Consider the following 24,764-nt stretch of genomic DNA (forward strand, 5'->3'; position numbering starts at 1 on the left):
TCCGTTCAAAGGCTGAAGCCGCCATCGACGATCAATGTCTGGCCAGTAATGTAGCGCGCGCGCTCTGACGCCAGGAAGGCAACGGCCTGCGCAATATCCTCGCCATCACCAAAGCGCTGGAGCGCGATCCGCTTGCGCTGCGCTTCCCAAATGGCGGGCGTGTAGAGGGTGGTGAGAAATTCGGCCCCCAATCCCGCGTCGATGATGCCGGGCGCAACCATGTTCGCGCGGATGCCATAGCGGCCTTCCTCTTTCGCGATGGCGCGGCCCAGCGCCTCGATCCCCGCCTTGGGAACGGACGACAGTGCGTCGCCCGGCGGAAAGCAGTAATTGGCGACCGACACCACCGACACGAAATTGCCGAAACCCTGCGCGCGGAAATGGGGCAGGGCGGCGGCTACGATGCGGGTGAAGCCGATCAGTTCGACCTCGATCACCTGCCGCCACTGGTCCTCGCCGATCTGGCTGACGAAGGGCTGTTCTATGTCCACGCCACTGGCGAAAATCACCGTGCCAATCTCGCCGAACCGCGCCTTCGCCTCGGTAAAACCGCTCTGGATGCTGGCCATGTCGGACAGATCGCAATGGACGGCGATCGCCCGGTCCTGGCCTTCGCCCAGCGTGTCGATCACCCCCTGCGCCTTGTCCGCGCTGGATCGATAGCCGATCGCCACGCCGTCCCATTCGTCCGCAAGTCGACGACAAATGGCGCTGCCCAGCCCGCCCGTGCCGCCCACGACAAAGGCTGCGCCCCGGTTCATAGCGGCAGATGCGTGGTCAAATGGCGGAGCAGCCGTTCGGCAAAGGCATCATTATGGTCGCCGGTGAACATATGGCCCACGCCATGCGCGACCTCGACCTGCAGTTGCGGGGTCAGCGCCTGAAACTGGCGGACGCTCTCATCCGTCACGATCTCGCTCAGTTCCGCCTTCACCAGAACGACCGGCGTGGTAACGCGCATCGCGGCCGCCACCAGCGCTTCGCCTTCGGATGGCGGATGCAGAAATTCTTGCGACGTCGTGCGCGGATCCCAGTGCCAGAACAGCCGCCCGCCATCCGTCCGCATCGCCTTGGCCAGGCCCGACACATCGGCCAGGCGCGGCTGGCCCAGATGGCGGTGCAGCGCATCGGCGGCCTCGTCCAGCGACGCGAAGCCCGCTTCGCTGGCGCGGAAGAAGCCACGTATCTCCTCTACCCCTTCGTCATCGATATGCGGCGCAACGTCGGCCAGCATGATCAGGCGCACGCGATCGGGATGGCGCGACCCGCCGACCAGCGCGCACTGGCCGCCGCGAGACGCGCCCACCAGCGCGACGGGGCGGCTAAGCGCCATCAGGATCGCTTCGACATCGCGGCCATAGGCTTCCAGCAGATAGTCGCCATCGCTGGCCCAATCGCTGTCGCCATGGCCCCGCAGGTCGAAGGTCAGGCCATAATAGCCCGCTTGCGCCACCCGCCGCGCCGATCCGGCCCAGGACCGCCGACTTTGCCCGCCGCCATGGAAGAAACATACGGGCGGCGCGGCCGGATCGCCATAGGCGTCCGCCACCAGCGCCACGCCGTCGCCCGGCAGGCTGATCCGGGTCGCGGACATCATGCCGGGCGTTCCGGGCTTATTCGGCAGCGATCGGCGGCGCGATTTCGGCGAAGCACTCATGTTCGCCGGGACCAGCATAGGCGAATTTACCCGGCGCATGGTGCCATTTGCCGTCATTGAGGCTCTCATAGGGCGACGCCACTTCGATCATCGCGCCATGCGTGCTCTTGTGCCCGATCCAGCTCCACTTCTGCCAGGTCATGTCGGGGTCGTTATGGGTCTGGCCGCCACCGGGCAGGTGCAGCCCTTCGGCCCGCAGCTTCTCCATGGCACCCGGCACATCGTCGGTCGAATAGCACAGGTGATGGACATGCTCGCCCACCTTGTCCAACCGGTCGCCCATCGGCGTGCCGGGGGCGGGCTGGATGAACTGGATTTCCGTGCCGCCATCATTGACGAAGGTGGCCCATTTCATGCCGGCATCGGCACCACTGGAAAACTCGTCATATTTGACAAGGCGCTTTTCCAGGCTGGCGGGGTCCAGCACGCGCAGGATCTTGGTCCAGTCCACGATCGCGGTGTCCAGATCGCGCACGACCATACACACATGAGCAAAGGGTCCGCTTGGCATAATCTTATCTCCTCGGAATTTTTAGACTTCTATCGTCGCCGTGCCGGAATTGACGGTGCCCCGTCCTTCGACATCCAGCGTGAAGGCACAGCTGATGCTGTTGCCGTCGATCGCCGCGACCGTGCCGGTCACGGTCGCACGGTCGCCGCCATAAACATTGTCCAGAAAGCGCGAATCCATCGCCTTGATTCGCCCGCCGGGAAAGGCGCGCATCAGCATGTTCATCATATAGGCGACATTGGCCGGCCCCTGGTTGATGACCCGGTCGCCCAGCCCCTTGGCCTTGACCACCTCGACATCCAGATGGATGGGATTGGGATCGGCCAGGAAAACCGCCCATTGCTGCATCGCTTCGGGGCTGACGCTCTCGATCGTAAAGGGCGGCAACGCATCGCCAACGGCATAGCTCATGCGGCAAACTCCTTGCGCGGCAGCACCCAGACATTGTCGGTTTCCAGAACCTGCGTCCCGTCCAAAAGATGCAGGCGCAGACGGTATGTCAGCACGTCCATCACCCCCAGCTTGCGGCTGCGCTTGCGGATCAGGCTCAATATTTCGCCCGTCACCTTGTAACTTGTCCCAACCATCAGCGGCGCGTCGAACTTGACGCCGCTGCTGCCCATCATCGGCCCGTCATCGACATCGAACTCGCATGCTTCGCATACACCCGCGACGGTCTTCCCCATCGCGACTTGCGTGGCGACATAATAATAGATCGGGTGGGCGGTGCCGTCGCTGGCCGGTTCGATCCCGGTGGATCGGCACAGCGCGGCATTTTCTTCCGCGCTGATCGTGAAGACCCTCGTGCCGTCCAGCGATATGCCGGCAGCGTCGGGAGCGGGGGGCAGGGTGTCGAGATCGCTCATGGCTGGTCCCTAATAAGAGCGCGGCAGGCCGAGGCTTTCGGCGATCGAGTTGCGGACCATCTCGTTGCTGATCGGCGTCATGCGCAGGATGCGATGATCGCGCCAGTAACGCTGCATGTCGGTTTCCGCCGAATAGCCCATGCCGCCCAATATCTGGATGCCAAGGTCGGCGGCCTTCACCGCATTTTCGGTCGCCACCATCTTGAGCATGTTGGCCTCGACGCCGCAATTCATGCCGTTGGACTGCATCCACGCGACATTGTTGAGCAGCAATTCGGTAGTCTTCTGCCAGGTCGCGATGTCCGCGACATAATGTTGCAGCACCTGGAACCGTCCGATGATGCCGCCAAACGCCTTTCGCTGAAGCATATAGGCCAGCGCATCTTCCAGCACCCCGTCGATCGCGCCCAGGCATTGCGCGCCGACCATGATCCGCTCATTGTTCAGCGTCGGTAGCATCGCGTACCAGGCCTGGCCCGGTTCCCCCAGAACATCTTCGTCGGGGACCAACACATCCTCATAATGGACTTCACACGATCCCATCGCGCGCATCCCCAGCTTTGGCAGCAGCGACGCGGTGATGCCCGGCGTCTTGGCATCGACGAAGAACATGGTCAGCCCATGATGCTTCTTTTCGACATTTTTGTCGGTGCGGGCGAGCACGAGCAGGCGATCGGCCGCCTTCGCGCCCGTCGTCCACATCTTCGCGCCATTCAGTTTCCAGCCGCCATCGACCTTTTCGGCATGGGTCTTCATCGCGCCCAGCACGTCGGTCCCGCCATCGGGTTCGGTCATCGAAAGCGAGACGCGCAGCTTGCCCTGCGCCATCGGCCGCAGCCAGCGGTTCTTCTGTTCTTCCGTGCCGACCGCACTGATCGTCTTGGCCCCGCCAAAGGATGTCAGGCCCCAGACCCACAGCAGTCCGCCGGCGGTCCGCGCAAATTCGCGCGCGAAGATCATCTGCATCATGACGTCGCCGCCCAGGCCGTCATATTCTTCCGGTATGCCGATTCCGAAGAAACCCTGTTCGGCAATCTTGTCCCACAGCGCGTAGGGGTAATTTTCCTCGTCGGCCTCCAGCGCGCGCATCCAGTCCTTGGGCGCCTCTGCATCGACCCAGCGGCGCACGATGTCGCGAAACGCCTGCTGCTCCTCGGTGAGCGAAAAATCCATTGTCTTTCCTGTTCTCTTTGCTTGCCCGTTAGGCACCTGCCAGGCGCGCTGAGAACCTATCCTCCTATAGGGTCGAGGCTGTTCAGATCGACAATCCGCCCTCGACCGGGATGACCGAACCGGTGACATAGGCACCCGCGCGCGACGCCAGATAGATGGCCGTTCCCGCCAGATCCTCCGGCGTCCCCACGCGCCCGCGCGGCACCATGGCCTCGACCATCTTGCGCATCTCGTCCGACGCGATCACCGTCATCTCGGATTCGAAAAAGCCCGGTGCGATCACATTGGCGGTGATGTTGTCGCGGCCCAGCCGCTTGGCCAGCCCCTTGGCCAGCCAGTGAATCGCGCCCTTGGACGCCTGATAGGCGTAATTTTCCTTCGGCCCGACCTTCAGCGCCCCCACCGACCCGATGTTGATGAGCGAAGCCGGCCGCTCCGCCGTACCGCCCGCGCGCAGCAGCGGCAGGAATTTCTGGAGGATGAAGAAGGGGGCTTTCAGGTTCAGGTCGATGACCTGGTCCCAGTCGTCCTCGCTATAATCGTCGATCGGCGCATCGGCCATCGTCCCGGCATTATTGACCAGCATGTGCAGCGCGCCTTCGCGCGCCGCGACCTGCGCCACCAGCGCGTCGATCCCGGCCAGCGTCGAAAGATCGGCCGTCAGCCCGATGCAGGTGCCCCCGGTCGCTTCACTGATCGCCTGCGCCGCCGCCAGCACCTTGGCTTCGGTCCGGGCGCAGATATAGACCTTCGCCCCGGCCGAGGCATAGCCGGTGGCGATGTGGCGGCCAATCCCGCTCGACCCGCCGGTGACGAGCGCGACCCGGCCCAGGACGGAAAACAGCGCATCGATATTCATGCCGCGCCCTTCGATGCTGCGATCTTCATGATCAGGTCGACCGTCCCTTCGGGATCGCCCACCAGCAGCGCATGATCGCCCGGATGGTCGTGGATCGTCCAGCCCAGCGCGCGCGCGCGATCATGCATCGCGTTCATGACGGTGATGGCGGCGGCGATATAATCGACCGGCTTGTCGATCGTTTCCGCCCCGACCGGGATAACGCAGGATGTCGCCCGCATCGGCTGGTCGGTTAGATTGTCGAGCAGCCATTGCTGCCGGTCCGCGTCCATCAGGTGCGGATGCGTCTTGGCGGCCTCCCGCTGCATCACATCGACGCCCGATCCGATCGGCCCTTCGCCCGCCTCCAGCATGGCGTCCAGGCCAGCGAGTTGGTCTTCGGGCACATAGCCCATCAGCGACGCGATGCGTTCGCCCGAATGGGGCACGATGGCGTCCAGATAGATGACGGTGGCGATGCGGTCGCCCGCCTGCGCGATCACGCCCGGCGCGACCGTCCCGGCATAGCTGTGCGCGACCAGCACGACATCATGCAGATCCTCATAATGCAGGACGTTGACGATATCCTGCACATGGACCGTGTTGCCGACATGCCGCCCGGTCAGGTGCGCGCGCTCGCCAAAGCCGGTGAAGGTCGGCGTATAAACCCTGTGCCCCTGCGCTTCGAGCAGGTCGCGGACATATTTCCAGGTCCAGCCGCCCATGCCGCCGCCGTGGAGTAGAACAAATGTGGTCATGGCAGGTCAGCCTCCGCAGGTTCGGTGTTCTGGATGAATTCGGGGAAGGGGTCCGGGCCCCACAGGAACATGCTGTCTTCGGGCGCATGATTGGCCGATGGCCATTCGACATCATGGGGGATGAAGTCGATGTCGGCCGAATATTCGCTGAAACTGCCCCATGGATCGCGGACATAATAGAAATAATTGGCGCCCAGCACATGCTGGCCCACGCCCCAGTTGGGACCATAGCCCGCCCGCGCCATGGTCGCGCCGCCCAGGCCCACTTCCATCACCGAACCGACGTCCCAGCTGACATGGTGCATCCCGCGCCGGTCGGACAGCACGAGCGCGAGCAGGTGATGGTCGCTGCCATGAACCCCGTGCAGGAAGGCGACGCCCGGCTCGCTCTTGTCCGACAGGCGCAGGCCCAGCGTCTTTTCATAATAAGCGATCGCCGCGTTCACGTCGGTCGTGAAGATCGCGAAATGCGACAGGCGGCGCGGATGGACCTTGGGCGCCTGGCTGTTGGGGATCGCGCCGGATTGGCCGGGCAGGGCGCTGACGAAGGCGAAATGGCTCTTTTCCGACGGCGTAGACTTGACGGCCGCGCGAATGTTGATCGGCAAGCCATCAAAGCCGCTGAACCAGATACCCTGCGCGTCCGCACCCGCAGGCGCGTCGATATAGGTGACGCCACAGGCATCGAGATGCGCGGCAAACGCATCGATCTCGTCAGCATAGACGCCAAAGCTCAGATAGCGCAGCCGCTTGGCGCCCGCGCCCTGCGTGATGACGCCCCAGCGATGCGGATTACCCTGTGTGTAAAGATGCAGCGCGCCGTCGCCGTCGCGCACGTCCAGGCCGAACAGGGTGTAGAAACGGCGTGCCTCTTCCAGGTCGGGCACGGCCAGCGCGAAATGGTCGATCGAATGGACGCCTAGTACATTGGCTCGCCGCCCGGCGATGCTCTTATCGTTCATCCTGTCCTCCTTGGCATGACGGACGGCGGATCGCGCCGCCGCCCGTTCCATTGTCAGGCCGCCTTGATCGGGTTGACCAGCAGGCCGATTTTCTCGATCTCCACTTCGCACACATCGCCGTCCTTCATGAACAGCGGGGGCTTGCGCGCCAGGCCGATGCCGGACGGCGTCCCCATCACCAGCACGTCGCCTGCCTCCAGCGTAAAGCAGGTCGACAGCAGGGCGACGGTATCGACCACATCGAACACCATGTCGGACGTGTTGGCGCTCTGCACGGTCTGGCCATTCAGGCGCGTCTCGATCTTCAGCCCCGCGCCGCCCGCGGGCAGTTCGTCCGCCGTCACCAGCCACGGCCCGAACGCGCCGGTATCGTCGAAATTCTTGCCGACGGTCCATTGCGGGGTCTTCAGCTGATAATCGCGGATCGACCCGTCGTTGAACACCGAATAAGCGACGATGTGCGACAGCGCGTCGTCCTTGGCGATGTCCTTGCCACCCTTGCCCACGACCGCGACCATCTCGGCCTCATAGTCGAGTTGGTCGGAACAGGGCGGCTTGATGATGGGCGCGCCGTGGCCGATCAGGCTGCTATTGAAGCGGCCGAATATGGTAGGAAATTCCGGCACCTGAAAGCCGCCCTCCGCGGCATGGTCCTTATAGTTCAGGCCCAGGCACAGGATCTTGGGCGCCTTGATCAGCGGCGGCAGGAACGTCAGGTCGTCGATGGCGACATCCTCGCCGCCTGCCACGACCGCATCGCCTGCCTGCGTCAGCGCGTCGCCGCCCTGCGCGATCAGCGCGTCCAGATCATAGAGTGCGGCATCGCCGAACAGCGCCTTGACGCCCGCCCCGGTATCGACCGCCAAACCGGTCTGCCCATTTTTCGAAACCTTAGCCAAACGCATGATTCTGTCCTCCTGATACCCTGCCACCGTGGAGCGGGCCGTCGTCCGGGTCAATATGAAATATATTCTACGATATGAAATATACTATCAACATTTGCCTATGGTTTCAAAACTGCTATGGCTTTGGCGATGATGAAAAAGCTGAGCCTGACCGAGCGGGCCTATCGCCAGTTGCGGGATGATCTCCTGACGTGCCGGCTGGTGCCGGGCGACCGGATCAACATCAAGGATGTGTCCGATAATCGCGGCTTCAGCCTGGGCGCGGTGCGCGAAGCCCTGTCGCGCCTGACGTCCGAAGGCTTCGTGACGCAGGACGATGCGCGCGGCTTTCGCGCGACGCCGATTTCGATCGGCGACCTGATGGATCTGGTCACGGTGCGCAGCGATATAGAGGGGCAATGTCTGCGCCGCGCCATCGCCCGTGGCGGGCTGGACTGGGAGTCCGCGATCGTCAGCGCCGCCCATCGCCTCAGCAAAACGCCGACCCGCGATCCCGCCGATCCTGCCCGCCTGAACGAGGATTATGCCGACGCCCATGGCGCATTCCACCATGCGCTGGTGGCCGCCTGCGACAGCCCCTGGCTGCTGCGGATGCGCGACTGGCTCTATGCCCAGTCGGAACGCTATCGCTACCTCACCGTCCCGCTGGCGACCGGCGAGCGCGACCTGGTCCACGAACATAGCGATATCGTTACCGCCACATTGGGCCGCGACGCCGATCGGGCGGTGGCGCTGCTGGGCGATCATCTGATGGCGACCGCCCGCCTGCTGGTCGATGCACAGCACGGCGCGATGCGCCTGCCGGGCGAGAAAACAGAGGTGCGGGCGGCCTGACCCCATCCTAATTCTGCCGCTTCTGCCCGGTGCCGCCGCCACTGGCGGGCATCAGCATGTTGCTCATCCCGCCATCGACCAAGATGTCGATGCCGCTGATATGCCCGGCATGGGGACCGATCAGGAACAGGATGGCGTTGGCGACATCCTCCGCCATGCCCAGCTTTCGCAGAGGTATGGTCGCTTCGCGCTGGTCGCGCCGGGCCGGGTCGTCATAGCCCGCCGCCGTCATCGGCGTATAGGTCGGGCCGGGGGACACGGTGTTGCACCGGATTCCGTCCGGTCCCCATTCGATGCTCAGTTGCCGGATCATCATCAGCAACGCCGCCTTGCTGCATGAGTAGAAACCAAGCGCGGGCGTCGGCGCGGTGGCTGACATGGACGCGGTGGCGACAAACGCCCCCCCACTAGCCTTCAGGTGCGGATGCGCGGCCTTGCCCAGCAGCCAGGCCGACCGGGTGTTGATCGCGAATATGCGGTCGAAATCGCCCGCCGGCAGGTCGACCAGCGCGCCGCCCATGATGATCCCGGCATTGCTGATGACCGCGTCTATTCCGCCCATATGCGCCATCGCCGCCGCGACGATCCGGTCGCCGCAATCCAGTTCGGCGAGGTCAACGACGCAGGTCGCCGCCGCCGGGCCGATCGCATCGGCTACGCCTTGAAGATTGACGGCATCCCGATCGGCCAGCAGCAGTTGATGCTCGCCCGCGATCACGCTGCCTGCGGCCAGCAATTGCGCGCAGGCGCGCCCGATGCCGCTCGCCGCGCCTGTGATGATGACCCGCATTCAACCTCTCCTTTTTTCTGTCTTGTCAGTCGCTCAGGCCCAGTTCGGCCATCAGCGCCGCGCGCAACTTGAACTTCTGGATCTTGGACGCCGACATCGGCCATTCGTCGATGAACCTTATGTGGCGCGGCACCTTGAACGACGCCAACCGCGCCTTTGTGTAGGCGATCAGTTCGTCCGGCTCCACCGCGACATCGCCGTCCCGCTCGATATAGGCGGCGGGAATTTCGGCCAGCCGATCGTCGGGCAGGCCGACGACCTGCGCCAGCCGCACGGCGGGATGGCTCGCCAGCACCGCCTCAACCTCGGCCGCCGCGACATTCTCGCCGCCGACCTTCAGCATATCCTTGAACCGGCCATGGAACATCATATGGCCTTCCGCGTCGATCGATCCGATGTCGGCGCTATGATACCATCCGTCTGCGTCGATCGCTTCGGCGGTTTTTTCCGCGTCGCGATAATAGCCGTCGAACAGATTATAGCCCCGGATCAATATCTCGCCGCGCTCGTCCACGCCGCGTTCCACCCCAGTATCGGGATCGACGATCTTCATTTCGATACCGGCCAGCGGATAGCCCAGTTTCCTGAACCCCATTTCCGGGTCCATCGCCGGGCCGCCGGTGGTGACGATGCCGGTCGCCTCGGTCATGCCCATGGTGCCGACCTGCAGCATATTGGGCGCCTTGTCGCGATAGGCTTGGCCCACCCGATCCGGCATGAAGGCAAAGCAGCTATTTTGCAGGCGGACGGACGACATATCCGTCTTTTCCCATTCGGGATGCGCGATCATCGCCTGATGGAAAGTAACGAAGGGTAGGAACATCATCGTCACCTGCTCCGCCTCGATCTGGCGCAGGCTTTCCCCGGCGTCGAAATGCGGCTGGCCGATGAAGGTGCCGCCGACATCCATCGCGCCCAACATGCAGAGCATCGCCGCGATATGGAATAGCGGCAATGGCGACCAGGCCCGCTCGTCGGGCTGGAAGCCCCATCGATAGCGCGCCAGATTATTCGCCTCGCGCGTTACTGCCTCATGGCTCAGCAGGCAGCCCTTGGGATTGGCCGACGTGCCGGACGTATAGAGGATCATCGCCGTGTCGCGCACCCGCACCGTCAGGCGCGTGTCATGGATGTCGCTTTCGCTGACGCTTTGTACCGCCGCATCGAACCGGGCTTGGTCGACGAAGCCGGGCGCGGAACGCCCGCCCAGCATGATGATCTGCCGCAAAAGCGGCGCTTCCGCCAGGGTCAGGGCAGCAGGATCAGCCACGGTAGGCAGGCCAGAAAAGGCCTCCACCAACTGCGCGCCGAAATCGACATGCTCAGTTACCAGATCATTGGTGACGATCGCGCGCAGATCGGCATTTTGCGCGACATAGGCCATTTCCGGCGCCTTGTAGCGCGCGTTCATCAGCACCGACACCGCGCCGCACATCGCGTTGGCGAACAGCGTCTCGACAAATTCGATGCTGGACGGCAGCAATATGCCGACATGGTCGCCGCGACCGATGCCCAGCGCTTTCAGCCCCCGCGCCCGGCGCAGCACGCCAGCGACCAGATCGTCATAGCTTTTGCGTTCGCCTGGAAAGACCAGCGCGTCCTTGGTCCGCCCCTTGTCCCGCCCTTTCAAAAGCAAGTCGCCCAGCGTCGTCGCCGTTATGCGAATTGCGGCGCTGTCCTCGCCCTTGATGCCCACGAAAGCCCGCTCCTAAATATCTGCCAATCCTTGATTGTCGTCAGATTGCAGCGTGCGTCCCATCATGCGCCTTTCGTTGGATAGGTGCGGACAGGGCTGCCCACGCCAAGAGCGGACACAGCAAAATATCGGATCACGGATCGGGAATTTACGATGGAAGCCTATATCTACGATCATGTTCGCACGCCGCGCGGCAAGGGGCGCCCGGATGGCGCGCTGCATGAGATAAGCTCGGTCGAAATGGCGACGCAGTTGCTCAAGGCGCTTCAGTCGCGCAACAATCTCGATACCGCGCTGCTCGACGATGTGATCATCGGCATGGCCCAGCCGGTCGGCGAACAGGGCGGGGTATTGGCGCGCGCGGCGGTGTTGCAGGCAGGCTATGCCCAGACCGTCGCCGGGCAGCAGATCCATCGCTTCTGCGCCACCGGCCTCGACGCCGTCAGCCTGATCGCCGCGCAGGTCCATGCCGGGATGATCGACGCCGGGATCGGCGGCGGCGTGGAATCGATGAGCCGCACGGTGATGGGCTATGATTCCGGCGCCTGGACGTCCGACCCCGCCGTGGCTTTCAGCAATTATTACGCTCCCCAGGGCATCGGCGCAGACATTATCGCCACGCTGGACGGCTACACCCGCGAAGATGTCGACGGCTTCGCTGTCGAAAGCCAGCGCAAGGCCGCCCATGCCTGGGACCAGGGCTATTTCAAGCGCTCGATCGTTCCGGTGACAGATGTGCTGGGTGAAGTTATCCTCGATCGCGACGAACATATGCGCCCCGGCACCACGGTCGAAAGCCTCGCGAAGCTGAAGCCCGCCTTCGAAGGCTATGGCAAGGCAGGGTTCGAGGCAGTGGGCAAGGCGAAATATCCCGAGCTGGAAGAAATCAACTATGTCCACCACGGCGGCAACAGCTCCGGCATCGTCGATGGTTCGGGCCTGGTGCTGGTTGGGTCGAAGGCGTTCGGTGAGAAGGCGGGGCTGAAGCCGCGCGGTCGCATCCGCTCCTACGCCAATATCGGGTCTGAGCCGACGATCATGCTGACCGCGCCGACCGCCGTGTCGCGCAAGGCCTTGAAGGCCGGCGGCATGACTGAAAAGGACATCGACCTGTGGGAACTGAACGAAGCCTTCGCCAGCGTCGTGATGCGCTTCCAGCGCGACCTGGACATCCCCGATGACCAGATCAACGTGAATGGCGGCGCGATCGCCATGGGCCATCCGCTTGGCGCGACCGGGGCGATGATCCTGGGCACCGTGTTGGACGAACTGGAACGCCGCGACGCGGCAACCGGCCTCATCACGCTCTGCGCCGCCAACGGCCTGGGCACGGCCGCCATCATCGAGCGCGTCTGAGCGCGCCCTTGCGAACCATAGAGCGGGACATTCCATGAAGACCATGCAACTGCAAAAGGCCGATGACGGCTTCGCGATCCTGACCCTCAATGCGGAAGGATCGATGAACGTCGTCAACGACGCCTTCATCGCCGACATGGAAGCGGCGACGAAGCAGATCGCGGAAGATGACGGCATTAAGGGCGTCATCCTGACATCGGCCAAGGCCAGCTTCATGGCGGGCGCGGACCTCAAGCAACTGGTCAACGGCTTCGGCACGCTGACGGCCAAGGAGGCTTACGCCTTCTCCAAGCGCGCGACGGACATGCACCGGGCGATCGAACAGTCGGGCAAGCCCTGGGTCGCGGCGATCAACGGGCTGGCGCTGGGTGGTGGGTTCGAACTCGCGCTGGCCTGCCATCGCCGCATATTGGTGGACGACGCGAAGGTTCAAGTCGGCCTGCCCGAAGTCAATGTCGGCCTGCTCCCCGGATCGGGCGGTACGGTGCGGCTTGGCCTCATTGCGGGCATGAAGACCGCGCTCGACCTGCTGCTGTCGGGCCGTTCGGTCGGTCCGGCCGAAGCGCTGAAACTCAAGATCGTGGACGAAATTGCTCCCGCCGACACCCTGATCGATGCAGCCAAGGTATGGCTTGCGACCGCGCCCAATCCAATCAAGCCCTGGGACGTCAAGGGCTGGACCCCGCCGCAGAAGAAAGGGCTGACCGTCCCTGAAGATTCCACCGCTTACATGATGGCGGCAGGCGGCATCGCTAAGGTCGGCTATAACCAGCCAGCCCCGCTCGCCATCCTCAATTGCGTCTTCCAGGGCCTGCAACTCCCCTTCGACAAGGCGCTGGCGGTAGAGGGCAAATATTTCGCCAAGCTGCTCACCGATCCGGTCGCGCGCAACATCATCCGCACGACCTTCATTTCCAAACAGGCCGCCGAAAAGGGCGCGCGCCGCCCCGAAGGCTTTGAGAAATTCGCGGCGAAGAAGGTCGGCGTGTTGGGCGCTGGCATGATGGGCGCTGGCATCGCCTATGTCTCCGCCAATGCGGGGATCGAGGTGATCCTGATCGACCGCGACACCGCGACCGCGCAGAAGGGCAAGGATTATGCCTCCAAGGTGCTGGGAAAATTGATCGAAAAGGGCAAGACGACGCAGGACAAGGCCCACGCCATCCTGGCGCGCATCACCCCTACCGACGATTTCGCCCTGCTCGACGGCTGCGACCTCGTGGTAGAGGCGGTGTTCGAGGATACCGGGATCAAGGCCGAAACGACGCGCAAGGCCGAAGCGGTGTTGCCCGACCATGCCGTGTTCGCCTCCAACACCTCCACCCTGCCGATCTCTCAACTGGCGCAGGCATCGCAGCGCCCCGACCAGTTTATCGGCCTGCACTTCTTCTCGCCGGTCGAACGTATGGGCTTGGTCGAAGTAATCATGGGCAAGCAGACCAGCAAGGCGACGCTGGCCAAAGGCCTCGATTACATCGCCCAACTGCGCAAGACGCCGATCGTCGTCAACGACAGCCGGGGCTTCTATACCAGCCGCGTGTTCCAGATGCTGATCCATGAAGGCGCGGCAATGCTGGCCGAAGGCGTGCCGCCTGCGGTGATCGAGAATGCGGCCAAGGCCGTTGGGATGCCCGTTGGCCCACTGGCGCTACTGGATGAACTGACGCTCGACCTGCCGCTCAAGATCGTCGACCAAGCGATCGCCGAGGAGGGCGACGCCTATACGCCGCCTGCTGGCGTTGCCGTCATGCGCCGGATGAAGGACGAGATCGGCCGTTCCAGCCGCAAGGCGGGCGGGGCCTTCTACGACTATCCCGAAGGCGGCAAGAAGCATCTGTGGAAGGGGCTGGCAGAACATTTTCCGGTCAAGGACGGCTGGGATATCGAGGAAATCAAGCAACGCTATCTCTATGCGCAGGCGATGGAAACCGCCCGCTGCCTGGAAGAAAATGTGCTGGAAACGCCGCAGGATGCCGACCTTGGCGCCATTTACGGCTGGGGCTTCCCGGCATGGACCGGCGGCACGATCAGCTATATCGACACCATCGGCATCGACAAATTCGTGCAGGAATCCGATCGCCTGGCGCAGCTATACGGCCCCCGCTTCCTGCCCTCCGCCTGGCTGCGCGACAAGGCGGCACGGGGTGAAGATTTCTACACCCCCGCCAGTGAAACCACGGTCAAGGAGCCGGTCCCGGCATGAGACGCCTCATCTTCGAACCGGAGCATGAACAGTTCCGCGACAGCGTCGTCAAGTTCATGAGCGCCGAAGTCGGCGCCCATGCCGAGCGGTTCCGCGAACAGGGCATCGTCGATCGCGAGTTGTATCTCAAGGCCGGTGCGCAGGGCCTGCTCTGCACGTGGGCAGACGAGAAATATGGCGGCGCGGGGATCGACGATTTCCGCTTCGAACAGATCATCATCGAAGAAAATATGCGCCATGGCGATGTGGGTTTCTACATCAACCTGCATAATGATCTCGTCGCGCCCTATATCGCCAAGCTGGGCAATGACGAACAGAAGGACCGCTGGATGCCCGGCATCGTCAGCGGCGAAAAGATACTCGCCGTCGCGATGACTGAACCTTCGACCGGCAGCGACCTGGCCGGGATGCGCACCAGCGCCACCGATCGGGGCGACCATTGGCTGCTCAATGGCGCGAAAACCTATATCTCGAACGGCATATTGGGCGACCTGATCGTGGTTGCGGCGCGGACCGATCCCAACAGCCGCCACGGCCTTGGCCTGTTCGTGGTCGAACGCGGCATGGAGGGGTTCGAGCGCGGCCGCAAACTCGCCAAGATGGGCCTGAAGGCGCAGGACACGGCCGAACTTTTCTTCAACGATGTGAAGGTGCCCAAGGCCAATGTGCTGGGCGATCCGACCCAGGGCTTCAAATATCTTGCCCGCTTCCTGGCGCAGGAACGACTGGTGGCCGCGATCGGCTTCATGGCGACGGCGCAGACCGCCTTCGACATCACGCTCGATTATGTAAAGGAGCGCAAGGCGTTCGGCAAACCGATCGGCGCGTTCCAGAACACCCGGTTCAAGATGGCGTCGATGCGCGCCGAACTGGACGCGCTTCAAACCTATGTCGACCAGTGCGTCCTGCTGCTCAACGGAGGCGAACTGACGGCGGAGGATGCGTCGGCCGCCAAGCTGCTTGCCAGCGAACTGGAAGGCCGGGTGATGGACGAATGCGTCCAATTGCACGGCGGCGCGGGCTATATGGAAGAATATCGCATCAGTCGCATGTATACCGACGCACGGATCAGCCGTATCTTTGCCGGCACCAGCGAAATCATGCGCGAAATCATCGGGCGGGGGCTGGGGCTGGACGAGCGCAAGCTGTCCTGATCCGCTGCCGGGAGAGTGTTGATGTTGAACCTGGATCGCCTGCGGGACTTCGCCATTCCCGCGGCGGAGGATATATGCGATCCGCGCAGCGCCATCCTCTACGCGCTGGGCGTGGGCGCGGGCCTCGCGCCGATCGACGAACAGCATCTGGTGTTCGAGCGTGACCTTGCGGTGTTGCCGACCATGGCGCTGGTGCTGGGCACGCCCGGCTTCTGGCCGATGGCGGCCGAACTGGGCTGGGACTGGCCGAACATTCTGCATGGTGAACAGAGCTTGCGCCTGCTCCGTCCGCTGGAGCTGGGTCAGCTGGTCCATGGCCGGATCGAAATTGGCGATATCGCCGATAAGGGACCTGGCAAGCCTGCACTGGTACGGGCAAAACGCACCCTGATGACCCCGACCGATCTGGTGATTGCGGAGATGGAAGAGACTTGGGTGCTGCGCGGCGCGGGCGGCTTTGGCGGGCCGCGCGATCTGCCCGGTGCGGCGGCCACGGCGATGCCAGACGAACCGGCGCACGCCATGCTCGACCTGCCGACCGCGATCAACCAAGCGCTGCTCTATCGCCTGACCGGGGATCGCAACCCACTGCATGTGGACGCAGGGACCGCGGCGTCGGCCGGGTTCGATCGCCCTATCCTGCACGGGCTGGCGACGATGGGGCTGGTCGGGCGGGCACTGGTCCATCTGTGCTGCGACGGCAATCCCGCTTTCCTGACCGCCATCAGCGCGCGTTTCACCGCCCCGGTCTGGCCGGGGGAAACGGTGCGCACGGAAATCTGGCGCGATGGCGTTGATGTGCTGTTTCGCGCCAGCGTGCCCGAACGCTGCGTTGTGGTAATGGATGGCGGACAGGCCTGCGTAGCCGGATTTTGAAGGGAACGGGAACTAACGTGAAGATATTGGATGGTAAGGTCGCCCTGGTATCCGGGTCGGGTCGCGGCATTGGCAAGGCGATCGCGCTCAAGCTGGCGCGCAATGGCGCGCATATCGTCGTCAACGACCTGGACCATGACGTCGCCCATGCGACCGCGGCAGAGATAGAGGCGCTTGGCGTGCGCGCAGTGGTGTGCGTGGGTGACGTAACGGCGCTGGATTTCGGCGAACAATTCATCGCTGCGGCGGTCGATGCTTTCGGCACGATCGATATCATCATCAACAATGCCGGTTACGCCTGGGATTCGGTGCTGCAAAAGACCAGCGACGAACAATGGATGGCGATGCTGGACGTGCATCTAAGCGCGCCGTTCCGTATCCTGCGCGCCGCCCAACCCGTGATCGCGGCGGCCGCCAAGGCGGAGATTGCCGCACATGGCCGCGCCACGCGGCGCACCGTCGTCAACATCTCCTCGGTCGCCGGGCTTGGCGGCAATCCGGGGCAGGCGGGCTATGCCGCGGGCAAGGCCGGGATCGTGGGCCTGACCAAGACCGTGATGAAGGAATGGGGCCGCTATAATGTCACCGTCAACGCCGTGGCCTTCGGGGCGATCATGACCCGGATGACGGCGGGCGAAGCTGGCAGTTCGACCATCAATGTGAAGGGCAAGGACATCAAGGCCGGTGTCAGCGACGAAATCCTCGAAGCGATGGAAAAGGGCATACCGCTGGGCCGCGCGGGCACGCCGGAGGAAGCGGCAGGCGCCGTCTATCTGCTGTGCCTGCCCGAAGCGGACTATATCACCGGCCAGGTCATCGTCGCGGGCGGCGGCTGGCAGCTATAGGCGGGCGGGGGCGGGGCATCGACGCCCCGCCTTACCGGTCAGGCGGGCCAGGTCGGCGGGCGCCCCTGCATCCCCGCAAAGATCGGCCGCATCGGTTCGGGCACCTGCCCGGCACCGACACCCGTACCGAAATTCAGGCCACGTCGTTCATGGATGCGCCAGCCGTCGGGCGTCCGCCGCAACCGGTCCTCATAGCCGCCCACCGCCAGCAGATCGGCGGCACGCAACGGATCGGCATCGGGAATGGCGAACCAATGCCAGGCCAGGATGCGGCTGGCCGCGCGCGCTTCGTCGCCATCCACCTCGATCACGACATTGGTGACATTGTGGCAGCAGCCCAGCAACGCGCCCTGATAGGTCATGCATTGCGCATTGATGGCCTCCCGCCCCACCGCCTTCGCCCCGCCGAAATCGATGATCCCGTCGGGGGTGAACACCTCGTCGGCAATCCGGTGATAGTGCATCGCATCGATCAGATGGGCGTAGCGATACAGGCATTCCTCTATCGCGATCCGGTCGGCCAGAATGTGGAGACTGTGCGTCATGATATCAGCCGCAACCAACCACGCCGCCATCGACCGGAATCTGCGCGCCCGTGACATAGGCACCCGCCCGCGAACATAGAAACACGACGATTCCGGCAATATCGTCCGGCTTGCCCAGCCGGCCCAGTGGGATATGGGCCAGCAATCCCGCGTCAACGCTATCCTCATCGCGCATATGCGCGGTCATCTTGGTCGGGAAGAAACCGGGAATGACCGCATTCACCGTGATGTTGCGCGCGGCCAAATCGCCCGCCAGATCGCGGGTCATCATATGGACCGCAGCCTTGCTGGCGGCATAGCTATAGGCGCTCAGCCGCTCTGTCTTCATCCCCGCGACCGACCCGATATTGATGATCCGCGCCGGATCGTCGTCGGTTCCTGCCGCGCCCAGTTCGGGCAGCAATTCGCGCACCATGGTGAAGGGCGTCTGGACATTCACCGCCATCACGCCGGGCCACGCCTTGTCGGGGAAACTGTCTATCTCGCCGCCCCAGGTCTTGCCCGCATTATTGACCAGGATATGGCACGCCCCCACGGCATCGCGGTAGCGCGCGACCAGATCGACTGCGGCCTCCGGCGTCGAAAGATCGGCGGGCAGGGGGATGCAACTGCCCAATGTCCCCATCTCGCTGGCCGCCGCCTCGCAGATATCGGCCTTGCGCGACGTGATCGCCACGGTTGCGCCCGCGCGCAGCAGTCCTTCGGCGATCATCCGGCCCAGCCCCTGCGCGCCGCCGGTGACGATCGCCTTCTTGCCCGCCAGGCTGAACAGGTCGCTCACATCGTCACCACGACTTTACCGAATTTGTGACTGTCGCGCAGATGCAGCAGCGCGTCCTTGGCCTGCGCCAACGGATAGGTGGCTTCGATCACGGGCCTGATCTGATGCTCGCCCGCAAAAGCCAGCATCTCCTGGAAATCCTGCGGATCGCCCACCTGGCTGCCGACGATGCTGGCGCTTTTCAGGAAGATGTCGGTCGCATTGAACTTGATCTCATTGCCCGCGGTCGACCCGTATATGACGATGCGCGCGCCCGGATTGATCGCACGGACATAGTTGGCGAAGCTGGGCGCAGGCGCGCCGTCCAGCACGACGTCGACGCCGCCAGTCAATTTGCCGACCTGCTTGCGCCAGTCGGGATCGGTGTAGAGCAGGCCGCCCTTGGCCCCCATGGCAATGGCGCGGTCGATGACCTCCTGGTTCTCGCCGGTGACATAGACGTTGGCACCCTTGGCGACGGCAAAGGCCAGGCCGAAGGTGGCAACACCGCCGCCCACGCCGCTGATCAGCAGCGTCTCGCCCGCCTGCAACCGCCCCTTGAACATCAGCGCGCGCCAGGACGTGAGTGCCGTCAGCGGCATCGCGCCGGCTTCCTCAAAGCTCATAAAGGCGGGCTTGGGTGCCAGGTTTTCGACCGGTACGCAGATATATTCGGCGATTGTGCCCGCAAAGGGCATGCCCAGCAGGCCGAAATCGGCGGCGGGCGCATGACGGTTCGGGCCCCAGTTGCGGGCGGGGTACAGGACGACCTCGTCGCCTTCGCTTGCCCCGGTCACGCCCTCGCCGATCATGTCGACCACGCCCGCGCCGTCGCAACCCAGCGTCGTGGGCACGGTCATGCCGGGATATTGGCCATGGGTGATGAACAGTTCGCGGTGATTGATCGACGCAGCCTTGATCGCGACCCGGACTTCGCCGGGGCCGGGCACGGGCGTTTCGACATCCGCCACGATAACGGAATCGGGTCCGTCGATCTTTTCGAGATACAGGGCCTTCATGGTCAACCTTTCCTGATGCGTCGGCGCGGCTGTTGGGATCGCCTGCCTTTTTCTGGACGGCGCGCCCGCGACGCAGCCTGTCATGCCATCAGGACAATGTTATGGCGCGCTCATGACCTATCTGTGGATAGGAAAAGGGGATTGCATTTCAGATTTCAGCGGTCAGAATATATTTACAAGAATAAAACGAATCGTGCCACGCAGCACGAACAGGAGAGACTGAATGGCCGTTGTCCCGACAATCGTCCTGCCGCCCCGGATCACCCCGACGCTGATCGAGCGTCCGGCGCTGGTGGCCTTGACCCAAAAAGTTGCCCTATCCCGCATGACGATGGTGTCCGCGCCCGCTGGCAGCGGCAAGACCACCGCTATGCTGTTCTGGGCGGAAAGGCTGCGGGCCGAGGGGCGACCGCTGCTGTGGCTGGCGGCGCGCGCGGGCATCGGCAACAAGGCGTCCTTCCTGCTGGCGCTCAAGGCCGCCGGTGTCGCGGCCCGGCTGGACTGGGCGGATCTCGACGCTGATGCGGGTGATGCCGTGTGGCTCAAGGCGTTGTCGGCGGTGGTCGAACCCAAACCGGTCATCGTCATCGACGACGCGCAACTGCTCGACGAACCGACCCTTGCCTTCATCGCCCAGTTGTCGTCCAGCGCGCGCGACGGCCTGACCATGATCGTCGCCGCGCGCGGCGCGGTAGGACTGCCGTTGGCGCGGATGCGGGCGCTCGGCTTCCTGGTCGAAGTGGGCAATGCCGATCTGTCGCTGACGCTCGCCGAAGCCACCCAGCTTGTGACAATGAGCGTGGGGGCACCCATCGATGCGCAGAATTTGCAGGATATCGTGCGCGATACCCAGGGCTGGGTATCGGGCGTCGTCATCGCCTGCGACCTCTACCGGCGCGGCGCGCAGGGGGCGGGCCAGATGCGGCTGACCGGCCTGCGCCCGGAATTTGCCGAATATTTCCATGAAGAGGTGCTGGGCCAGCAGCCCGACGACGTGCGCCGTTTCCTGGTCGACACATCAATTCTGGATGAACTCACCCCGTCTGCCTGCGCGGCGGTGACGGGCAATGACGATGCGCGCGCCATGCTGGATCGCGTCTTTCGCGAAGGGCTGTTTCTCAATCCGATCGATCAGGAACATGGCCGCTACGCCTATCACCGCCTGTTCCGCGAAATGGTGCTGGGCCGCTTGATCGACCGCGCGCCCGCGCGCGCCGCCATGATGCACTGCCGCGCGAGCGATCATTTCGCCGCGACCGGTGACATCCTCAAGGCGGTCGAACATGCCCGGCTGAGCGGGGATCAGGCCTTCCTGGCCGGACAGTTGGACCGGCTGGCCGAACAGCTCACCTATTCGGGCTATCTGTACCGGATCGACGAACTGGGCGCGGAACTGCCCTGGGCCGTGTTGGCGCAGCACCCCTATCTGCTGTTGGCTTTGGCGTGGCGGCGGATACGGCAATTGTCCTTCGCCGCGGCCGACCGGCTGATCGCGACCGCGCGGTCCATCCATGACGCGCGCAGCCTGAGCGACGAGATGTCGGCCCATGAAAGCGAGCAGCTCGACCTGATGGTCCGCCATCGCCTCGTCATGTTGGCCTCGGCGCGCGACGATATGGTGAAGGTGGAGGCGGAGGCCGAACCTTTGCTCGCGGAAATGGCCGAAAGCCATGCCTATCTCAGCTGCACCCTGCTCGCGCAATTGATGTCGGCGCGGCGCGAACTCTATCATTTTCACGACATGCTCAAGCTGGAGGCGGAAACCCGGCGCGCTCTGTCTCGCCCCGGATCGGATTTCGCATCGATCGCGCTCAAGGCGTCGGTCGCCCCCACGCTGATGGCGCAGGGCAAGACCCAGTTGGCGCATCGTTTTCTGGATGAAGCATTGACCATGGCCCGCGACATTCATGGCGAAGGGTCCGGCCTTGCGGCGCTGCCCGCCCTGCCGCTCGCGGAACTTCTCTACGACGCAGGCGATCTGGATGGCGCGGCGGCTCTGGTCGAGCGCCATCTGCCCGTGGTGCGCGAATGGGGTTTCGCGGACCAGATGGCGTCGGGCTATATCGTCAACGCCCGGCTGCGGGCTGCGCGTGGCGACCTGCCGGGCGCGCTGTCGACGCTGAATGACGCGCATCTGGTCGCGATCGAATGTGGGCTGGACCGAATGCGCGCCTTCATCGTCGCAGAAGAGGTCCGCTTGCTCATCAAGGCCGGCCAGATCGAGGAGGCCGAACGGCATTTTGCCGCGGGCGATCCGCAACTGGACGGCGAACCGATCCCGACGCTGCATCCCACCCGCCGCAACGAAAGCATCGCCATCGCCTGGCTGCGGATCGAAATGCAGCGCCATCGGCTCAGCCGCGCGCGCAAGGTCGCGCATCGCTGGCTGGAATTCGTCCGCCGCGCCGGGGCCGTCCGCTCAGCCGTGACGTTCGAACTGCTGCTGGCCGAAATCGCGGTGTTGCAGGGCAATCGGTCCGAAGCCCGTCGCGCCGTGCGGACCGCGGTCGAAATGGCCGAACCGGCGGGCTGGGTCCGCACCTTCGTCGATGAAGGCGAAGTCATCGCCTCGCTGCTGACCGAAGCCTATGCGCAGGGGCCGGAACTGGAAACCCCGGCCGACCGCTTCGCCGTGCGTCTGGTATCGCTGATGCGCAGCGGCCCGCAGATCGAAAGTGACGAGGAGGATGACGATGATTTCGGCCTGACCGGCCGCCTCGCCAATCGGGAAGTCGATATCTTGACCATGGTGAGCGGGGGCCTGCGCAACCGCGAAATCGGCGACCGGCTCGGCCTGACCGAAGGCACGGTCAAATGGTATATGCAGCAGATCTACGACAAGCTGGGCGTCCGGCGGCGGCCGCAGGCGGTGTTGCGCGCGCGTCAGCTTGGCATCCTGCCCTGACGCTCCCGCTCCCGCTCCCGCCTACCCAAGGATAGATTGCGCGTCCCTGCGCGCCTGCCATCGCCCAGCCGGGCGAAAGGAACCATCATGGCCAAACGTAAAGTCATCATCAGCTGCGCCATCACCGGCGCCATCCATACCCCGTCCATGTCGCCCTATCTGCCGATCACTGCAGAGGAGATCGCAGAGTCGGCGATCGGCGCGGCGGAAGCGGGCGCGGCGATCATCCACCTGCACGCCCGCAATCCCGTCGACGGGCGACCCGACCAAAATCCCGACCTGTTCACCCCCTTCCTCAAGGTCATCAGGCAGCGCAGCGACGCGGTGTTGAACCTGACCACCGGCGGTCATCCCTCCATGACCGTGCAGGAACGGATGCGCCCGGCCCAGACCTTCGCGCCCGAAGTCGCCAGCCTCAATATGGGCACGATGGGCTTTGGCCTGTTCCCGATGCTGGACCGGTTCAAGGACTTCAAGCATGAATGGGAACCGGCCGCGCTGGAGGCATCGCGCGACCTGGTGTTCAAGAATACCTATGCGGATATCGAATATCTTCTGGCCACCCTGTCGCCGCTCGGCACCCGCTTCGAATTTGAATGTTACGACACCAGCCATCTCTACAACCTCAAATATTTCCTCGATCGCGGGCTGGTGAAAGCGCCTTTGTTCATCCAGACCTGCTTTGGCATATTGGGCGGCATCGGCAGCCATCCCGACGACATCATGCACATGAAACGCACCGCCGACCGGCTGTTCGGCGACCAATATCAATGGTCGGTGCTGGGTGCTGGCGCGCGCCAGATGAGCATCGTCGCCATGGCCGCGTCGATGGGCGGCAATGTGCGTGTCGGGCTGGAGGATTCGCTCTGGGGCGGTCCCGGTCGCCTGGCGCAGACCAACGCCGAACAGGTCGCGACCGCGCGCCAGATCATTGAGGGGATGGGCCTGGACATCGCCACGCCGGACGAGGCGCGCGCTATTCTGGACCTCAAGGGCGCAGACCGGACCAACATCTGATGACCAAGCTATCGGGGCCGCTGGCCGGCATCCGCATCGTCGAGATCGACGCCATCGGCCCGGTGCCGCTGGCGGCGATGCTGTTGGCGGACATGGGGGCGGAGATCATCCGCGTCGCGCGGCCGCCATCGGCGGGCGCGGGCGACTGGGACGATGTCGGCGGCGACATTCTCCACCGCAGCCGGACGGTCATCCATCTCGACCTCAAGCGCGATGAGGATCGCGCGCAGCTGCTCGACCTGATCGATCTGGCGGACGGCCTGATAGAGGGCTATCGCCCTGGCGTGATGGAACGGCTCGGCATCGGCCCCGACATCTGCCTCGCGCGCAATCCGCGCCTGGTGTTCGGCCGCATGACCGGATGGGGCCAATCGGGTCCGCTGGCGATGCGGGCGGGGCATGACATCAACTATCTCTCGATCACCGGCGCGCTGCACGCGATGGGCAAACAGGGCGCGCCGCCGCCAGTGCCGCTCAATCTGGTGGGCGATTATGGCGGCGGCGCCATGTTCCTGATCTTTGGCCTGCTCAGCGCCCTGCTGTCGGCGCAACGGACGGGGCAGGGGCAGGTGGTCGACGCCTGCATCACGGACGGCGTCGCGTCTCTGATGAGCCTTTTCTACGCTTGGCAGCCCAAGGGGCTATGGACCGATGCGCCCGCCTCCAACCTGCTGGACGGGGCCGCACCTTTCTATCGCTGCTATACGTGCGCGGATGGCCGCCATGTCGCGGTCGGTTGCCTGGAACCCAAATTCTTTGCCCAGATGGTCGAAGGGCTGGGCCTGTCCGATCGTCGCTACGACCAGAATGACCGGGCGGGCTGGCCCGCGATGCAGGCCGATTTTACGGCCGCCTTCGCGACCCAAACGCGCGACGCATGGGCCGATCATTTCGCCCAGACCGATGCGTGCGTCACCCCGGTTCTGGCGATGGCCGAAGCGCCGGGGCATCCGCATAATCAGGCGCGCGGCACTTTTGTCCAGCGGGAAGGCATCCCCCAACCCGCGCCCGCGCCCAGGCTGGATCGCACTACGGGGGCCATCACCGAACCGGCCAGCGCGGACGTGGCGGACATCCTCCGCCGCTGGTCCTGA

The 24,764-nt window shown here is 64.1% G+C and carries 24 protein-coding genes; 9 read left to right on the forward strand and 15 right to left on the reverse strand.

Going from position 1 to position 24,764, the window contains the following annotated elements:
- Positions 1–5: 5 nt before the first annotated feature.
- The 10 genes from HHL08_RS04070 to HHL08_RS04115 form a co-directional block, all read right to left on the reverse strand.
- Positions 6–761, reverse strand: a complete 756-nt coding sequence (locus HHL08_RS04070; protein WP_169571196.1) for an SDR family NAD(P)-dependent oxidoreductase — start codon at positions 759–761, stop codon at positions 6–8.
- A complete protein-coding gene (locus HHL08_RS04075; protein ID WP_169571197.1) occupies positions 758–1,597 on the reverse strand; it encodes an alpha/beta fold hydrolase in 840 nt (279 codons plus the stop codon). The genes HHL08_RS04070 and HHL08_RS04075 overlap by 4 nt, the downstream gene beginning before the upstream one ends.
- A gap of 16 nt (positions 1,598–1,613) precedes the next feature.
- Positions 1,614–2,168 carry a VOC family protein gene (locus tag HHL08_RS04080; protein WP_268932672.1) on the reverse strand — a complete coding sequence of 185 codons (555 nt, stop codon included), beginning with the start codon at positions 2,166–2,168 and terminating at the stop codon, positions 1,614–1,616.
- A gap of 21 nt (positions 2,169–2,189) precedes the next feature.
- On the reverse strand, positions 2,190–2,579 hold the full coding sequence (locus HHL08_RS04085) for a MaoC family dehydratase (RefSeq protein ID WP_169571198.1): 390 nt from the start codon (positions 2,577–2,579) through the stop codon (positions 2,190–2,192).
- Complete coding sequence (locus HHL08_RS04090; RefSeq protein ID WP_169571199.1) at positions 2,576–3,034, reverse strand: hypothetical protein; 459 nt, start codon at positions 3,032–3,034, stop codon at positions 2,576–2,578. Before HHL08_RS04090 ends, HHL08_RS04085 begins: the two co-directional genes overlap by 4 nt.
- Before the next feature lie 9 nt (positions 3,035–3,043).
- Positions 3,044–4,207, reverse strand: coding sequence for an acyl-CoA dehydrogenase family protein (locus HHL08_RS04095; protein WP_169571200.1), 1,164 nt, complete (start codon positions 4,205–4,207; stop codon positions 3,044–3,046).
- An 82-nt stretch (positions 4,208–4,289) separates the two neighbouring features.
- Positions 4,290–5,066 (reverse strand): SDR family oxidoreductase, encoded by a 777-nt coding sequence (locus HHL08_RS04100; protein WP_169571201.1) that lies wholly within the window; start codon positions 5,064–5,066, stop codon positions 4,290–4,292.
- On the reverse strand, positions 5,063–5,803 hold the full coding sequence (locus tag HHL08_RS04105; RefSeq protein WP_169571202.1) for an alpha/beta fold hydrolase: 741 nt from the start codon (positions 5,801–5,803) through the stop codon (positions 5,063–5,065). Before HHL08_RS04105 ends, HHL08_RS04100 begins: the two co-directional genes overlap by 4 nt.
- Entirely contained in the window at positions 5,800–6,765 is a 966-nt protein-coding gene (locus tag HHL08_RS04110) for a VOC family protein (protein WP_169571203.1), read from the reverse strand. The genes HHL08_RS04105 and HHL08_RS04110 overlap by 4 nt, the downstream gene beginning before the upstream one ends.
- 53 nt (positions 6,766–6,818) lie before the next feature.
- Positions 6,819–7,670, reverse strand: a complete 852-nt coding sequence (locus tag HHL08_RS04115) for a fumarylacetoacetate hydrolase family protein (protein WP_169571204.1) — start codon at positions 7,668–7,670, stop codon at positions 6,819–6,821.
- Between the two features lie 129 nt (positions 7,671–7,799).
- Between HHL08_RS04115 and HHL08_RS04120 the strand changes: the two genes are divergently transcribed.
- Complete coding sequence (locus HHL08_RS04120) at positions 7,800–8,504, forward strand: GntR family transcriptional regulator (protein ID WP_206377704.1); 705 nt, start codon at positions 7,800–7,802, stop codon at positions 8,502–8,504.
- Positions 8,505–8,511: 7 nt separating this feature from the next.
- On the opposite strand, the gene HHL08_RS04125 is transcribed toward HHL08_RS04120, so the two are convergent.
- Both HHL08_RS04125 and HHL08_RS04130 read right to left on the reverse strand, forming a co-directional pair.
- A complete protein-coding gene (locus tag HHL08_RS04125; RefSeq protein ID WP_169571206.1) occupies positions 8,512–9,294 on the reverse strand; it encodes an SDR family NAD(P)-dependent oxidoreductase in 783 nt (260 codons plus the stop codon).
- A gap of 25 nt (positions 9,295–9,319) precedes the next feature.
- Positions 9,320–10,990, reverse strand: coding sequence for a class I adenylate-forming enzyme family protein (locus HHL08_RS04130; protein WP_169571207.1), 1,671 nt, complete (start codon positions 10,988–10,990; stop codon positions 9,320–9,322).
- A gap of 153 nt (positions 10,991–11,143) precedes the next feature.
- Between HHL08_RS04130 and HHL08_RS04135 the strand changes: the two genes are divergently transcribed.
- From HHL08_RS04135 to HHL08_RS04155, 5 genes are read left to right on the forward strand one after another with little or no spacing between them, the layout of a single operon-like run.
- Positions 11,144–12,346, forward strand: coding sequence for an acetyl-CoA C-acetyltransferase (locus HHL08_RS04135; RefSeq protein WP_169571208.1), 1,203 nt, complete (start codon positions 11,144–11,146; stop codon positions 12,344–12,346).
- 34 nt (positions 12,347–12,380) lie between these two features.
- Positions 12,381–14,549, forward strand: a complete 2,169-nt coding sequence (locus HHL08_RS04140) for a 3-hydroxyacyl-CoA dehydrogenase NAD-binding domain-containing protein (RefSeq protein WP_206377706.1) — start codon at positions 12,381–12,383, stop codon at positions 14,547–14,549.
- Complete coding sequence (locus tag HHL08_RS04145) at positions 14,546–15,703, forward strand: acyl-CoA dehydrogenase family protein (protein WP_169571209.1); 1,158 nt, start codon at positions 14,546–14,548, stop codon at positions 15,701–15,703. Before HHL08_RS04140 ends, HHL08_RS04145 begins: the two co-directional genes overlap by 4 nt.
- A 21-nt stretch (positions 15,704–15,724) precedes the next feature.
- Positions 15,725–16,579, forward strand: a complete 855-nt coding sequence (locus HHL08_RS04150) for a MaoC/PaaZ C-terminal domain-containing protein (protein ID WP_169571210.1) — start codon at positions 15,725–15,727, stop codon at positions 16,577–16,579.
- Between the two features lie 17 nt (positions 16,580–16,596).
- Positions 16,597–17,424 carry an SDR family NAD(P)-dependent oxidoreductase gene (locus tag HHL08_RS04155; protein WP_169571211.1) on the forward strand — a complete coding sequence of 276 codons (828 nt, stop codon included), beginning with the start codon at positions 16,597–16,599 and terminating at the stop codon, positions 17,422–17,424.
- Positions 17,425–17,462: 38 nt separating this feature from the next.
- Here the strand turns inward: HHL08_RS04155 and HHL08_RS04160 are convergent, their stop codons facing one another.
- From HHL08_RS04160 to HHL08_RS04170, 3 genes are read right to left on the reverse strand one after another with little or no spacing between them, the layout of a single operon-like run.
- Positions 17,463–17,969 (reverse strand): nuclear transport factor 2 family protein, encoded by a 507-nt coding sequence (locus HHL08_RS04160; protein WP_169571212.1) that lies wholly within the window; start codon positions 17,967–17,969, stop codon positions 17,463–17,465.
- Between the two features lie 4 nt (positions 17,970–17,973).
- Complete coding sequence (locus HHL08_RS04165) at positions 17,974–18,750, reverse strand: SDR family oxidoreductase (RefSeq protein WP_169571213.1); 777 nt, start codon at positions 18,748–18,750, stop codon at positions 17,974–17,976.
- Entirely contained in the window at positions 18,747–19,748 is a 1,002-nt protein-coding gene (locus HHL08_RS04170; protein ID WP_169571214.1) for a quinone oxidoreductase family protein, read from the reverse strand. The genes HHL08_RS04165 and HHL08_RS04170 overlap by 4 nt, the downstream gene beginning before the upstream one ends.
- A gap of 223 nt (positions 19,749–19,971) precedes the next feature.
- On the opposite strand from HHL08_RS04170, the gene HHL08_RS04175 reads away from it, so the two are divergent.
- The 3 genes from HHL08_RS04175 to HHL08_RS04185 all read left to right on the forward strand — a co-directional run bounded on the left by HHL08_RS04175 (position 19,972) and on the right by HHL08_RS04185 (position 24,764).
- The gene (locus HHL08_RS04175) at positions 19,972–22,653 is read left to right on the forward strand and encodes a LuxR C-terminal-related transcriptional regulator (protein WP_206377710.1); all 2,682 of its coding nucleotides are present in this window, start codon (positions 19,972–19,974) and stop codon (positions 22,651–22,653) included.
- A gap of 87 nt (positions 22,654–22,740) precedes the next feature.
- Complete coding sequence (locus HHL08_RS04180; RefSeq protein ID WP_169571215.1) at positions 22,741–23,670, forward strand: BKACE family enzyme; 930 nt, start codon at positions 22,741–22,743, stop codon at positions 23,668–23,670.
- Positions 23,670–24,764 carry a CaiB/BaiF CoA transferase family protein gene (locus HHL08_RS04185; RefSeq protein ID WP_169571216.1) on the forward strand — a complete coding sequence of 365 codons (1,095 nt, stop codon included), beginning with the start codon at positions 23,670–23,672 and terminating at the stop codon, positions 24,762–24,764. Before HHL08_RS04180 ends, HHL08_RS04185 begins: the two co-directional genes overlap by 1 nt.

It is taken from the genome of Sphingobium psychrophilum (assembly GCF_012927105.1).
GTDB lineage: Bacteria > Pseudomonadota > Alphaproteobacteria > Sphingomonadales > Sphingomonadaceae > Sphingobium > Sphingobium psychrophilum.

Bases quoted from the DNA above. Each gene is read 5' to 3' on its own strand.
- HHL08_RS04070 (WP_169571196.1), bottom strand. From the start codon at position 761: ATGAACCGGGGCGCAGCCTTTGTCGTGGGCGGCACGGGCGGGCTGGGC.
- HHL08_RS04120 (WP_206377704.1), top strand. From the start codon at position 7,800: ATGATGAAAAAGCTGAGCCTGACCGAGCGGGCCTATCGCCAGTTGCGG.
- HHL08_RS04175 (WP_206377710.1), top strand. From the start codon at position 19,972: ATGGCCGTTGTCCCGACAATCGTCCTGCCGCCCCGGATCACCCCGACG.
- HHL08_RS04145 (WP_169571209.1), top strand. From the start codon at position 14,546: ATGAGACGCCTCATCTTCGAACCGGAGCATGAACAGTTCCGCGACAGC.
- HHL08_RS04135 (WP_169571208.1), top strand. From the start codon at position 11,144: ATGGAAGCCTATATCTACGATCATGTTCGCACGCCGCGCGGCAAGGGG.
- HHL08_RS04185 (WP_169571216.1), top strand. From the start codon at position 23,670: ATGACCAAGCTATCGGGGCCGCTGGCCGGCATCCGCATCGTCGAGATC.
- HHL08_RS04105 (WP_169571202.1), bottom strand. From the start codon at position 5,803: ATGACCACATTTGTTCTACTCCACGGCGGCGGCATGGGCGGCTGGACC.
- HHL08_RS04140 (WP_206377706.1), top strand. From the start codon at position 12,381: ATGAAGACCATGCAACTGCAAAAGGCCGATGACGGCTTCGCGATCCTG.
- HHL08_RS04110 (WP_169571203.1), bottom strand. From the start codon at position 6,765: ATGAACGATAAGAGCATCGCCGGGCGGCGAGCCAATGTACTAGGCGTC.
- HHL08_RS04170 (WP_169571214.1), bottom strand. From the start codon at position 19,748: ATGAAGGCCCTGTATCTCGAAAAGATCGACGGACCCGATTCCGTTATC.
- HHL08_RS04085 (WP_169571198.1), bottom strand. From the start codon at position 2,579: ATGAGCTATGCCGTTGGCGATGCGTTGCCGCCCTTTACGATCGAGAGC.
- HHL08_RS04160 (WP_169571212.1), bottom strand. From the start codon at position 17,969: ATGACGCACAGTCTCCACATTCTGGCCGACCGGATCGCGATAGAGGAA.
- HHL08_RS04115 (WP_169571204.1), bottom strand. From the start codon at position 7,670: ATGCGTTTGGCTAAGGTTTCGAAAAATGGGCAGACCGGTTTGGCGGTC.
- HHL08_RS04075 (WP_169571197.1), bottom strand. From the start codon at position 1,597: ATGATGTCCGCGACCCGGATCAGCCTGCCGGGCGACGGCGTGGCGCTG.
- HHL08_RS04080 (WP_268932672.1), bottom strand. From the start codon at position 2,168: ATGCCAAGCGGACCCTTTGCTCATGTGTGTATGGTCGTGCGCGATCTG.
- HHL08_RS04180 (WP_169571215.1), top strand. From the start codon at position 22,741: ATGGCCAAACGTAAAGTCATCATCAGCTGCGCCATCACCGGCGCCATC.
- HHL08_RS04125 (WP_169571206.1), bottom strand. From the start codon at position 9,294: ATGCGGGTCATCATCACAGGCGCGGCGAGCGGCATCGGGCGCGCCTGC.
- HHL08_RS04090 (WP_169571199.1), bottom strand. From the start codon at position 3,034: ATGAGCGATCTCGACACCCTGCCCCCCGCTCCCGACGCTGCCGGCATA.
- HHL08_RS04150 (WP_169571210.1), top strand. From the start codon at position 15,725: ATGTTGAACCTGGATCGCCTGCGGGACTTCGCCATTCCCGCGGCGGAG.
- HHL08_RS04100 (WP_169571201.1), bottom strand. From the start codon at position 5,066: ATGAATATCGATGCGCTGTTTTCCGTCCTGGGCCGGGTCGCGCTCGTC.
- HHL08_RS04095 (WP_169571200.1), bottom strand. From the start codon at position 4,207: ATGGATTTTTCGCTCACCGAGGAGCAGCAGGCGTTTCGCGACATCGTG.